The organism is Janthinobacterium sp. PSPC1-1, assembly GCF_049897625.1.
Lineage (GTDB): Bacteria > Pseudomonadota > Gammaproteobacteria > Burkholderiales > Burkholderiaceae_D > Janthinobacterium > Janthinobacterium tructae.
In genome coordinates, this window is record NZ_JAFCWP010000001.1 from 84,617 (window position 1) to 97,769 (window position 13,153).

At 61.1% G+C, this 13,153-nt stretch carries 8 protein-coding genes; 3 read left to right on the plus strand and 5 right to left on the minus strand.

All coding sequences use genetic code 11. From position 1 onward, the window contains the following. Positions 1-397 precede the first annotated feature (397 nt). From ACP7EG_RS00415 to ACP7EG_RS00425, 3 genes are all read right to left on the minus strand, one after another. Positions 398-1,999 (minus strand): SpoVR family protein, encoded by a 1,602-nt coding sequence (locus ACP7EG_RS00415; RefSeq protein ID WP_071076044.1) that lies wholly within the window; start codon positions 1,997-1,999, stop codon positions 398-400. Continuing rightward, a complete protein-coding gene (locus ACP7EG_RS00420; RefSeq protein ID WP_426085977.1) occupies positions 1,999-3,267 on the minus strand; it encodes a YeaH/YhbH family protein in 1,269 nt (422 codons plus the stop codon). The genes ACP7EG_RS00415 and ACP7EG_RS00420 overlap by 1 nt, the downstream gene beginning before the upstream one ends. Positions 3,268-3,339: 72 nt before the next feature. After that, positions 3,340-5,262 carry a PrkA family serine protein kinase gene (locus ACP7EG_RS00425; protein WP_071075815.1) on the minus strand — a complete coding sequence of 641 codons (1,923 nt, stop codon included), beginning with the start codon at positions 5,260-5,262 and terminating at the stop codon, positions 3,340-3,342. 549 nt (positions 5,263-5,811) lie between these two features. On the opposite strand from ACP7EG_RS00425, the gene ACP7EG_RS00430 reads away from it, so the two are divergent. Then, on the plus strand, positions 5,812-6,843 hold the full coding sequence (locus ACP7EG_RS00430; protein ID WP_426085978.1) for an adenosine deaminase: 1,032 nt from the start codon (positions 5,812-5,814) through the stop codon (positions 6,841-6,843). Between the two features lie 36 nt (positions 6,844-6,879). Beyond that, positions 6,880-9,411 (plus strand): ABC transporter permease, encoded by a 2,532-nt coding sequence (locus ACP7EG_RS00435; protein ID WP_426085979.1) that lies wholly within the window; start codon positions 6,880-6,882, stop codon positions 9,409-9,411. 8 nt (positions 9,412-9,419) lie between these two features. Here the strand turns inward: ACP7EG_RS00435 and ACP7EG_RS00440 are convergent, their stop codons facing one another. Both ACP7EG_RS00440 and ACP7EG_RS00445 read right to left on the minus strand, forming a co-directional pair. Next, on the minus strand, positions 9,420-10,427 hold the full coding sequence (locus ACP7EG_RS00440; protein ID WP_426085980.1) for a response regulator: 1,008 nt from the start codon (positions 10,425-10,427) through the stop codon (positions 9,420-9,422). A gap of 3 nt (positions 10,428-10,430) precedes the next feature. Then, positions 10,431-11,735, minus strand: coding sequence for a sensor histidine kinase (locus ACP7EG_RS00445; RefSeq protein WP_426087112.1), 1,305 nt, complete (start codon positions 11,733-11,735; stop codon positions 10,431-10,433). Between the two features lie 167 nt (positions 11,736-11,902). Between ACP7EG_RS00445 and cqsA the strand changes: the two genes are divergently transcribed. Then, positions 11,903-13,147: an alpha-hydroxyketone-type quorum-sensing autoinducer synthase gene (gene cqsA / locus ACP7EG_RS00450; protein WP_426085981.1), complete on the plus strand. Its 1,245-nt coding sequence runs from the start codon at positions 11,903-11,905 to the stop codon at positions 13,145-13,147. The last annotated feature ends 6 nt before the right edge of the window (positions 13,148-13,153 follow it).

The following is a 13,153-nucleotide window of genomic DNA, read 5'->3' on the forward strand; positions in this document are numbered from 1 at the left end:
TTAAATTTTTGGCGCTTTTGCGCCCTGAAAACGTACTTGCTTATGTCATCTTTGCACGCTTTCGGACATAAAAAAAGGCGGTCTTATCGGTTTTTTACAGCCGTTTTGGGCGACTACTGCTAAGTTCTCCGATGTGCCCATATGACGGAATTATATTTCGTGATAATCAATATGGAAACCGCTAAATTTGGAGAAAAATATTTCCCATAGGGAATATTTTGCCTCTGAACCAGACCACTTCGCCATACGCGCGCACCAATCGGGTGCGAAAGGAACTTCACCCAGGTCAAAAAAGACGCTCCCGGCAGCCGTTTCGACGTCGCCAGGCCATACGGAATTCCTATGGCGGCATAGGATGCGCTTATGTTCTTGCTAAAATAATTGCCAAGAAGATTACTTATGGCCGTGCCGGCGCATCGTCGCGCCGGTTGCGCTTCTCGCGCCGGCAATTCAGCGTACCCAGGACGACGCCTTGCGGATCGACCGTATCGAGGTGGACATCGAAGCCCCACAGCCGTGCCACGTGCTTGAGCACTTCGGCTGCCTGCTGGTTCAGCGGGCGGCGCTGGAATTGCGTGTGGCGCAGGGTCAATGCGCGGTCGTCGCGCGTATTCACGGACCAGACCTGGATGTTCGGCTCGCGGTTGCCCAGGTTGTACTGCTCGGCCAGCTGCTGGCGCACGTAGCGATAGCCGGCATCGTCGTGGATGGCGGAAATGGCCAGTTTTTCATTCTTGTCGTCGTCGAGGACGGCAAAGAAATGGAATTCGCGGATCAGCCGCGGCGACAGATACTGGGCGATGAAGCTTTCATCCTTGAAATTGCGCATGGCAAAGTCCAGGCTCTTGCGCCAGTCGCTGCCGGCAATGTCGGGGAACCAGGCGCGGTCTTCGTCCGTCGGATGCTCGCAGATGCGGCGGATGTCGCTCATCATGGCAAAACCCAGCGCATACGGGTTGATGCCGCTGTAATACGGGCTGTCGATGGGCGGCTGGTAGACCACGTTGGTATGGCTTTTCAGGAATTCCATCATGAAGCCGTCGCCCACCACGCCTTCGTCATACAGCTGGTTCAATATCGTGTAGTGCCAGAAGGTGGCCCAACCCTCGTTCATGACCTGGGTTTGCCGCTGCGGATAGAAATACTGGGAAATCTTGCGCACGATGCGCACCATCTCGCGCTGCCACGGTTCCAGCAGCGGCGCGTACTTCTCTATAAAGTACAGCAGGTTTTCCTCGGCTTCGGGCGGGAAGCGGGGGGCGGCCTTGCGCTGCTCATCCTCGTCCTCGTCATCCTCGCGCCGGGGCAGGGTACGCCACAGCTGGTTGATCTGCGACTGCACATACGCTTCGCGCTCTTTCTGGCGCGCATATTCCTTCGCCATCGACAGTTTCGCCGGGCGCTTGTAGCGGTCCACACCATAGTTCTGGATGGCGTGGCAAGAGTCGAGCAGCAATTCCACCGCATCGACGCCATGGCGCTGCTCGCATTCGGCGATGTAATTCTTGGCAAACACCATATAGTCGATGATGGCGTCCGCATCCGTCCAGGCGCGGAACAGATAGTTGCCTTTAAAGAAGGAGTTGTGGCCGTAGGCCGCATGCGCGATCACCAGCGACTGCATGGTCAGGCTGTTTTCCTCCATTAAATAGGCGATGCACGGGTTCGAGTTGATGACGATCTCGTAGGCCAGGCCCATCTGGCCCCGCTTGTAGCTTTTTTCGGTGGAAAGAAAATGTTTGCCGAACGACCAGTGGTTGTACGAGACAGGCATGCCGACCGAGGTGTAGGCATCCATCATTTGCTCGGCCGTGATGATTTCCAGCTGGTTCGGATAGGTGTCCAGGCCGAACTGCTTCGCCACTCTGCGGATTTCCTCGTGGATTTGCTCGATCAGTTCGAACGTCCATTCCGACTGCTCGGGCAGGGCGTTCGGGTGGCGCAGGCGCACGAACGGTTCGCCTGGAGTGTTGCTGGCGCGGTCAAAGGCTGCACTCATCATTTCACCTGTTTCTTGAACAGTTCGCGGAAGACCGGGTAGATATCGGCCGGCGTGACGATCTTTTGCATGGCGAAATGGGCGTGATGGTCGAGCACGCCCGCATATTGCTCCCACAGGTTTTGCTGCGGGCCGTCGGTGATCTCGACATAGGTGTAGTACTGCACCTTGGGCAGGATGGTGTTGATCAGCAACTGGCGGCACAGCACGGAATCGTTGTCCCAGTTATCGCCGTCGGACGCCTGCGCCACATAGCTGTTCCATTGCCCGGCGCCATAGCGTTCGTCGATGATGGTATTGAGCAAGTGCAGGGCGGACGACACCACGGTGCCGCCCGACTCGCGCGAATTGAAGAATTCATGCTCGTCCACTTCCGCCGCCGCCGTATGGTGGCGGATGAAGACCACCTCGATCTTGTCGTAGGCGCGCTTGAGGAATAGATACAAGAGGATGAAGAAGCGCTTGGCCGTGTCCTTGCGCGATTCGTCCATGGAACCGGAGACGTCCATGATGCAGAACATGACGGCTTGCGTCATCGGCTTGGGCACCTTGATGCGATTGCTGTAGCGCAAGTCGAACGGATCGATGAAGGGGATGGCCAGCAGGCGCGTGTGCAGGTGGTGGATCACGCGGCGCAGTTCCACCACCGGCGGGTCGTCCTCGGCGGCGCCGTCGAGCAGCAGGGCGGCCAGGTCTTCCTCGGCCTGCGCCAACTGCTTGCGGGCGCCGCCGCCGACGGCGATGCGCCGGCCCAGCGCGCCGCGCAGGGAACGCAGCACATGGATGTTCGATGGCGTGCCCGACATATTGTAGCCGGCGCGCTGGTTCTTGAATTCCGTGGTGGCCGTCAGCTGGGTTTTCACCATGTGCGGCAATTCCAAGTCCTCGAAGAAATAATTCATGAATTCTTCGCGCGACAATTCGAAGATGAAGTCGTCTTCCGTCGTCTCGTCGCTATTGCCCGCCTTGCCCCGCCCACTGCCACCGCCGCCTTTCGGCCGGGCGATCTGGTCGCCTTTCAGGTATTCCTTGTTGCCGGGATTAACCACTTCCCATACGCCCCCATGCGCGTGGCCGAACGACGGTTCGCCCACGTCCTTGACGGGGATGCTGACTTTTTCGCCATTCTCGACGTCCGTGATCGAGCGCCCCTTGATGGCGCGCCCCACGGCATCCTTGATCTGGCCCTTGTAACGCCGCAGGAAACGCTCGCGGTTGACGGCGGATTTATTCTTGCTTTGCAAGCGCCTGTCGATGAGGTATGTCAAAGGGTGCCTCCTTGCCTCTCGTCTTGCGCGCCCCGCCAGTCGCCGGGCGGGAGCGTGCCTCCGCTGTCCGCGCTAGGATGACTTGCGTACGCGCAAGTACCATTCGCATAACAGGCGTACCTGCTTGGCCGTATAGCCTTTTTCCACCATGCGGGCGACGAAGTCGGCGTGCTTGTTGGCATCGTCGGCGCTGGCCTTGGCATTGAAGGAAATCACGGGCAGCAATTCCTCCGTATTCGAGAACATTTTCTTTTCGATCACGGTGCGGAACTTTTCATAACTGGTCCAGGCGGGATTCTTGCCGCCGTTCGAGGCCCGCGCGCGCAGCCCGAAGTTCACGATTTCATTGCGGAAGTCTTTCGGATTGGAAATGCCCGCCGGCTTCTCGATCTTCTCGAGTTCATTGTTCAGCGATTCACGATCAAAACTTTCGCCCGTGTCCGGATCGCGGTATTCCTGGTCCTGTATCCAGAAATCGGCAAACGTCACGTAGCGGTCGAAGATGTTCTGGCCGTATTCCGAATAGCTTTCCAGGTACGCCGTCTGGATCTCCTTGCCGATGAATTCCACATAGCGCTGCGCCAGGTGCTCTTTAATATAGGAGAAGTAGCGCTGCTCGAGTTCCGGCGCGAACTGCTCGCGCTCGACCTGCTGTTCCAGTACATATAATAAGTGCACGGGATTGGCGGCCACTTCGGAATTGTCAAAGTTGAACACTTTCGACAGGATCTTGAAGGCAAAGCGCGTCGACAGGCCGTTCATGCCCTCGTCCACGCCCGCATAATCGACGTATTCGTGCATGGATTTGGCTTTCGGGTCCGTATCCTTGAGGTTTTCGCCATCGTAGACGAGCATTTTCGAGAAAATGCTGGAGTTTTCCGGGTCTTTCAGCCGTGACAGGATGGCGAACTGCGCCATCATGCGCAGGGTGCCGGGCGCGCACGGGGCCTTGACGAGCGAGGAATTGGCCACCAGCTTGTCGTAGATCTTGATTTCATCGGTCACGCGCAGGCAGTACGGCACCTTGACGATATAGATACGGTCAAGGAAGGCCTCGTTGTTGCGGTTGTTTTTAAAGGTCTTCCATTCCGACTCGTTCGAGTGGGCCAGGATGATGCCGTCGAACGGAATCGCGCCAAAACCTTCCGTGCCCTTGTAATTGCCTTCCTGCGTGGCCGTCAGCAGCGGATGCAGCACCTTGATCGGTGCCTTGAACATTTCCACGAATTCCATCAAGCCCTGGTTGGCCAGGCACAGGCCGCCCGAATAGCTGTAGGCGTCCGGGTCGTCCTGCGCATAGTCTTCCAGCTTGCGGATGTCGACCTTGCCCACCAGCGAGGAAATATCCTGGTTGTTTTCATCGCCCGGCTCCGTTTTCGAGATGGCGATCTGTTTCAGCACGGACGGGTAGCGCTTGACGACGCGGAACTGGTTGATGTCGCCATTGTATTCATGCAGGCGTTTCACGGCCCAGGGGCTGGGGATGTTGCGCAGGTAGCGGCGCGGGATGCCGTAATCCTCTTCCAGGATGGTGCCGTCTTCTTGCTCGTTGAACAGGCCCAGCGGCGATTCGTTGACGGGCGAGCCTTTCAGGCAATAGAAGGGGACGTGCTCCATCAGCGACTTGAGTTTTTCCGCAATGGACGACTTGCCGCCGCCGACAGGCCCCAGCAGATACAGGATCTGCTTGCGTTCTTCCAGCCCTTGCGCGGCATGGCGGAAATACGAGACGACTTGCTCGATGACTTCCTCGGTGCCGTAGAACTCGCGGAAGGCGGGATAGATCTTGATCACCTTGTTGGCGAAGATGCGCGACAGGCGCGTGTCGTTGCGCGTGTCGACCAGTTGCGGCTCGCCGATGGCGGCCAGCATGCGTTCGGGCGCGCTGGCATAGGTCAGCTTGTCCTTCTTGCACAGGGCCAGGTATTCGGTGAGCGACATTTCCTCTTCGCGGGTGCGCTCGTAGCGTGCTGCATAGTTATCAAAAATGGTCATGTCAATGTCCTTTAATGTAAACCTGTCCTGCCAGTCACCATGGCCGCCCGCCTGGCACTCGCCTGGGCTCGCCGTCTGAACTTTTCCTGTACCCCGTACCGATTTTTATTGTTGTTTCAAGCCCGGGTGTCTTTGCGAGTCCGGATTGCCCGGACCAAAAAACTGGCGCTTGATGCCGTACGCTGACGTGGCCAGCCGGCTTTTTTTCACTGTTGATAGCGCTTGTTGCACCTACCATTACCCCATGAAATTTATTATTGCTCTAAAGGATCAGGAAGTCAAAAGATATGTCAGCATATCCTTAATACTTGTTTGTAAATTGTTGATTTAATTGGATAAATCATCAAATTTTTCATCGATTGCGATGAACCTTTTTGTACCTTTTAAACCATCATACGACAATTCGCCAGCACGTGCCGGTGCCAGCCTTGGCGCTGCTGTCGCCGGTGAGACCGGCCATCTTGCGCTAAGATGCCTGCATGTCTGATGGCCCTGCGCGCCGTGCGTGCGCGTGCCAGCACTTTTATCGTCACCCTATAAGGAACACCCATGATGAACCCCCAATTGCGCGCGATCGTCCGCGGCATGCCGAAGGCCGAGTTGCATATCCATATCGAAGGCTCGCTGGAGCCAGAACTGATTTTCGCACTGGCCGCGCGCAATGGCGTGCCGCTGGGCTATGAATCGGTAGAACACTTGCGCAGCGCCTATGCTTTTACGGATTTACAGTCTTTTCTCGACATTTATTACGCTGGCGCAAGCGTGCTCTTGAAAGAGCAGGATTTCTATGACATGACGCAAGCCTATCTGCGCCGCGCCGAAGCCGATAACGTGCTGCATACGGAAATCTTCTTCGACCCGCAAACGCACACGGCGCGCGGCGTGCCGATTGCCGACGTGATCAACGGCATTCACCGCGCCTGCCAGGACAGCCCCGTCAGCGCGGCCCTGATCCTGTGTTTCCTGCGCCACCTGAGCGAGGAAGAGGCGTTCGAGACCCTGGAAGACGCGCTGCCGCACCGCGACAAATTCATCGGCATCGGCCTCGATTCCTCGGAAGTGGGCAACCCGCCCGAGAAATTTTCGCGCGTGTTTGCCCGTTGCCGCGAGCTGGGCCTGCACCTGGTGGCCCACGCGGGCGAGGAAGGTCCGCCAGCCTACATCCGCACGGCGCTCGACGACTTGCAAGTCGAACGCATCGACCATGGCGTGCGCTGCCTGGAAGACGCGGAACTGACGGCCCGCCTGGCGCGCGAACAGATCGCGCTGACCGTCTGCCCCTTGTCGAACACCAAGCTGCGCGTGTTCGACCAGATGCATGAGCATAATCTGGTGCAACTGCTCGACGCCGGCCTGCTCGTGACGGTGAACTCGGACGACCCCGCGTATTTCGGCGGCTACATGAACGATAACTTCGACGCCATCTTCGACGCGCTGCCACTGGGCCTGTCCCACGCGCAGCGCCTGGCGCGCAACGGTTTTATTGCCGCCTTCCTGCCGCAGGCGCAAAAAGACGCCTTCCTTGCTACCGTCGCTGCGTATTTTGCCCAGCACGCCGCCGCCCACGGCGCAGCGCAATAACGCATCACAATCAACTCGCATAAAGACCCGCCGCCCATGCTCCGCCTCTCCCTGAAAATGACCGGCCGCGACTGGCGCGCCGGGCAACTGCGTTTCCTGCTCGTCGCCCTGATCGTGGCCGTGGCGGCCCTGTCGGCCGTGGGCTTCTTCGTCGACCGTTTGCGCGCGGGCCTGAACCGCGACGCGCACCAGCTGCTGGGGGCCGACCTGGTCATCAGCGCCGACCAGCCCGTCAATGCGGCGTGGCGCGCCGAAGCGCAGAAGCGCGGTTTTATCCTGGCCGACACGGTGACGTTCCCCAGCATGGCGCAGGCGGGCGAGGGTGAGCAGTCGCTGTCGCAGCTGGCGTCCCTCAAGGCCGTCTCGCCCGGCTACCCGCAGCGGGGCAAGCTGAAAATCACGACCAAACTGAACGAAGCGCAGGATGCCCTGGGAAGGCCAACGGAGCAGGTGCCGGCACCGGGCACCGTGTGGGTCGACGCGGCGATTTTGTCCAGCCTGAACGCGAAGCTGGGCGACACCTTGACCTTGGGCGACAAGGCATTTACCGTCACGCAACTGATCGCCAGCGAGCCGGACCGGGGCGCCTCGTTCCTGAACTTCGCCCCGCGCGTGATGCTGCCCTTGAGCGACCTGGCCGCCACGGCGCTGGTGCAAAACGGCTCGCGCGTGTCGTACCGCTTGCTGCTGTCGGCACCGCCCGCCAAGGCAGCCGAGCTTGCGCAATATCAAGCCTGGCTGGAAAGCCAGATCAAGGCGCAGGCCATCAAAGGTGTGCGCATCGAATCGCTGGAATCGGGTAGTCCGCAGATGCAATCGACCCTGGACCGCGCCGACCGTTTTCTGTCGCTGGTCGGCTTGTTGTCGGCCATGCTGGCGGCCGTCGCCGTGGCCATGGCGGCGCGCCGCTTCATGCTGCGGCACCTCGATGCCTGCGCCATGCTGCGCTGCCTGGGCTTGACGCAAAACCAGGTCACGGCCATGTACGTGATCGAATTTTTACTGGTGGGCCTGGTGGGTAGCCTGATCGGCGTGATGGTGGGTTTCGGCGGCCACCTGGTGCTGCTGGAGCTGCTGGGCAAGCTGGTGCAGAGCGACTTGCCGCCCGTCTCCCTGCTGCCTGCGCTGCAAGGCGTGGCCACCGGCATGCTGCTGTTGCTGGGCTTTGCCCTGCCGCCGATTTTGCAGTTGCGAAATGTTCCCCATAACCGGGTGATCCGCCGCGAGCAGGAGCCGCCGCAGGCGCTGGCCCTGGCCACCTACGGCTTGGGCATCGCCGCCTTCGTCGTGCTGCTCCTGTGGCAGGCGGGCGACGTGAAACTGGCGCTGCTGACGGCGGCCGGCTTCCTGGGCGGCTTTGCCCTGTTCGGCCTGGCCGGCTGGCTGGGCATCAAATCGCTGAAAACCCTGCGCGGCGCCTTCAATCACCAGGGCTGGCGCTTCGCCGTCACGTCCTTGCAGCGCCGTCCGGGCGCCACCGTGATCCAGGTGGTGTCGCTGGCGCTGGGCCTGATGGCCTTGCTGTTGCTGACGGTGGTGCGCGGCGACTTGATGGTGGCCTGGCGCAATGCCACGCCGCCGGACGCGCCGAACCGCTTCATGATCAATATCCTGCCGGAACAAAAAGAGCCGATCGCCGCGCGCCTGGCGCAGGCCGGCGTGGCCAATGCGCCTTTGTATCCGATGATACGCGGGCGTTTGGTGGCCGTGAATGGCAACGCCATCACGGAAACCACCTACGAGGATGACCGCGCCAAGGGCCTGGCCGAGCGCGAATTCAACCTGTCGACGATGGCCACCATGCAGGAAGAAAACAAGCTGGTGGCCGGCAAGTGGTTCGCCAATGCGCCCGGTGCGCCGGCTGAGGCGTCGGTGGAAGAGGGCATCGCCAAGACATTGAAACTGAAACTGGGCGACAAGCTGCGCTTCGACATCGCCGGCCAGCCCGTCGAGGCGGCCATTACCAGTTTGCGCAAGCTGGAATGGGGTTCGATGCGCGTCAATTTCTTTGTCATCATCAACCCGGCCGCCATGGCGGACACGCCGCAGACGTGGATCACGGCGTTTCACTTGCCGCCTGCGCAGGCGGACCTGGGCAATGCCTTGCTGCGCGACTACCCGAATCTGACGGTGGTCGACGTGGGCGGCGTGCTGAAACAGATCCAGGGCGTGCTGGACCAAGTGGTCACGGCCGTCGAATTCCTCTTCGCGTTTACGCTGGCCTCGGGCTTGCTGGTGCTGTATGCGGCGCTGATGGGTTCGCAGGACGAGCGCACGCGCGAAGCGGGCCTGCTGCGCGCGCTGGGCGCCACGCGGCGCCAGCTGGCGCAGGCGCAGCTGATCGAATTTTCTCTGGTGGGCGCCCTGGCCGGCTTGCTGGCGGCATCGGGCGCAGCCGCCATGGGCTGGGCCCTGGCCACTTACCAGTTCAAGTTCGCCTGGAGCTTCGCGCCGGGCGTGTGGGCCTTTGGTTTACTGGCCGGCGCCCTGTGCGCCATCGCCGGCGGCTGGCTGGGACTGCGCAATGTATTGAAACATCCGCCGCTGCAAACGCTACGGGAAGGCTAAGTTGCCAACTACGCGCTGATGCTGTCGCCCGCGCCCGCGCGCAAAAATTGCGCATAGGACATGACCGGCTGCCCCAACTGGTGCGCCGGCACGTCGAACAGGGCCCAGAAATACGTCACGCGGCCCAGACAGATGGTGGGCGCGGCGCAGTAGCGGAACCAGTTTTCGCCGATGTGCGTCGCATACATGCCGTCGCTGTCGGCGTCGGAAAAGTACGGGATCACGCGCATTTCCAGCAGGGCCAGCAGCAGGGATTCCGGTGCGTCGCTGTCGCGCGCCATTTCATATTGCGTGTGCAGGCTGCGCTCCGTCTCGATGATCATCAGCTTGGCATGGCCGTCGCGCGTGAAAAACAGGATGCCGCAGGGATTGGGAAAGATGTAGAACTCGACGAAGCCATGGCGCTGGCACAGCTCGTACACGACGGCGGCCATGGCTTCGTCTTGCAGGAAACTGTAGTCGTGCAGTAATAGCAAGTCGCGTACGGTGTCCGATTGCTGCAGGAAGAATTCGCGTTGCAGGGCAACGATTTCCAGTTCCAGGATGTCGAGCGCATCGTCGTCGCTCTTCTTGATGTAGCGGTCGATCAAGCCCCGGTTGAAGGCCGTCACGGCTACTTTTTCATCGGCCGCCCCTGTAAATAAAATCTTCTTGCACGGCAAGTCGCGCACGGCCTGGCAGAATTCCAGGCCATTCATCTGCGGCATCGAATAATCGACCACCAGCACGGAGGGCACGGCAAAGCGCTGCGCCTGGCCGCTGATGCGCCAGATGCGTTCGAGATCGAGCGCCACGTTGCACTGGTCGGGCGGCAAGTTTTGCGTGTCGAAATTGACGTGCAGCGGTGTCTCGCCCAGTTGCGTGCTGTGGCGCAGCCAGTGCAAGGCGCTGCTGGTGTCGTGGAAAGTCTTGCGCGCCAGGCTAGGATTGAGCTGGAATGCCAGGCTTTTCAGGAAGGAATCGCTGTCGTCGATCAATACGGTCAGGGTCGGATGGGTGTAGACGGGCAGTTGCATGCGTCACCTCGCGCGGTGGATGGATGGAAAACGGTGGTGCGTGGGCACGGGCAGGGGCTGGGGAAATTCCAGCACGAAGATGGCGTAGGCGCCTTCGCGCGCCACGCAGCGGATGCGTGCCTGCCAGGCTTGCATGATTTGCCGGCACAGGGCCAGGCCGATGCCGCTGCCGTTGTGCGCGGGATACGAATAGAAGCGGTCGAAGATCAGCGGCAGGCGGTTGGCCGCGATGCCGCAGCCCGTGTCGATGAACAGCAGGCGCGGTACGGGATGGGCGCCATCGATGATGATGCGCACGCGGCCCTTGCCGGCGCGGTGGATGCTTTTCAAGGCATTGCGCAGCAGGTTCAGCAGGATAACCACGCACAATTCCGACTGGCCCGGAAAGGTGAAATCGGCGCGCACCTCGACCTTGACGATGTCGCGCTGGGCCGTGCTGGTAAATGGATAGCGGCGCAGCACGGCCGCCACGCTGTCGTGCATGGCCACAGCTTCGTTCGCTTCGAGCTTGCGGTTGACGGCGCTGGCGCTGAGCAGGAACAAATCGATCATGTGGTGCATGTGGCGCACTTCGAACTGGATGCGCGCCAACGCTTCCAGGCTGGCCGCGTCGGGCGGCTGGTCTTGCAGCTTGCGCTGCAGTCCGCGCACGTTCGCCTCGACGCTGACGAGGGGCGTGCGCAATTCGTGCGCCACGCTGCCCAGTCCGGCTGCCAGCCCGGCCAGTTTCTCTTGTGCGCCCACATGGCGCCCCACCTTGACCACGGACAGCACGGCAATCGTGAACCAGTGCACGGGCAATTGCTGCAAGACGTCGCGGCTGAGCAAAAAGGCGGGATCACCAAACACGGCAAACGCCAGGCAGGCCAGCAGGGTGCCGCTCAGGTAGGCCAGCACGGCGATGCGCGTATCGAAATGAAACAGCACGATCAGCGCCACCAGCAGTGAATGCATCCACAGCGCCGAGGCGTGGTTCATCAGGAACATGTACGTGAAGAAAAACGGCAGTTCGAAGGTCAGCCCCAGGAACAGGTACACGCTGAACCAGGTATTACTGAAGCGGTCGGGCCACAGCGCGGGCAGGAACAGCAGTGCCGCCACGCTGCGCAGCAGCGGCGATTCGTATTCTTGCGGAAAAAAATAATGCCACAGCGCGTAGTACAGGGGCATGCCCAGCGCGCCGATGACGGCCAGGGTGCGCACCTGCGCGCGCCGCACGGGTGTGTGTTCGATGGCGTCGTGGAAATGCAGGAAAGGCTGGAGCAGCTTGCCTTGCCACCGTTTTCCGGAAGGGGACTGCACGTGCATCATGATCAGGGGACGTGTTCGTTGAGGCGTGTCAATGCAACATGATCGGCGGGTTCCTTCCTTATCAGCAGAATATCGGCATAACTGTTGAGCTGTATCAATCTCTTGTCGGATGGCTCGCGCATGTTGGACGCGGTAGTTCCCCCGCAACCAATCAGGAGTGCCCTATGTCACACGCCCTTTTTCCCCTGTCGTCCCCCGCCATCCATGCTGAACAACAGATGCCTGCCTTCGTGCGCGCACGCATGGATGAACATTACGTCGAGCGCATCGAGAAGCTGCTCGGTGGCGAACACCTGCACGAATGGCAAGCCATGCCCGCGCGTGCGGTCATGCTGGCAGGTAATGATTACCTGAACATCGCCGGCGAGACCGTGCTGCTGGCGGCCCAGGCGCGCGTCTTGCAAGGCGGCGGCGCCATGCTGATGTCGTCCGTGTTCTTGCAGGAAGGCAGCCGCCAGCACCGGCTCGAACAAAAATTCGCGGACTATCTCGGCAGCGAAGCCTGTGTGCTGGCGCAGTCGGGCTGGGTCGCCAACGTGGGTTTGCTGCAAAGCCTGGCCGGGCCCGGCATCCCCGTCTACCTGGACATGCAGGCGCACGCCTCGCTGTGGGAAGGGGTGCAATCGGCGCAAGCCGTGCCCGTGGCCTTCCTGCATAACGATGGCGCTCACCTGCAGCGCCAGCTCGACAAGCATGGCCCCGGCATCATCGTCGTCGATGCGCTGTACAGCACGAATGGCAGCGTGGCGCCGCTGCTGGAAATGGTGGAAATCGCCGAGCGCAGCGGCAGCATGCTGATCGTCGACGAGTCGCACTCGCTGGGCACGCACGGCCCGCAGGGCGCGGGCCTGGTGGCCGAGCTGGGCCTGGCCGGGCGCGTGCATTTTCGCACGGCGTCGCTGGCCAAGGCGTTTGCGGGGCGCGCGGGGCTGATCACCTGTTCGGCCCGCTTCAAGGGCTATTTCCTGTCCGCCTCGCGGCCCGCCATCTTCAGCTCCTGCCTGCTGGAACACGAGCTGGCGTGGTTCGATGCGGCGCTCGATTTCATCCGCGCCGCCGATGCCCGCCGCGCCGCCCTGCGCCGCCACAGCGTGCAGCTGCGCCAGGGTCTGGCTGAGCTTGGCTACAACGTCAGCGACGGCACCGAGCAAATCATCGCGCTGGAAGCGGGCACTGAACCCGACACCCTGATCCTGCGCAAGGCGCTGGAGCGGCACGGCATCTACGGCGCCGTGTTCTGCGCACCGGCCACGCCGAAGAACCGCTCGCTGGTGCGCCTGACCCTGAATGCGGGCTTGCGCGAGGACGAGCGCGCCAGAGTGCTGGCCGCCTGCGCCGCCATCCGCGATGAGACGGGCATGGCGCGCTGGCCGTCGACGCGGCGTTTGCGCAAGCTGGCGCTGGTGTAAGGAGCG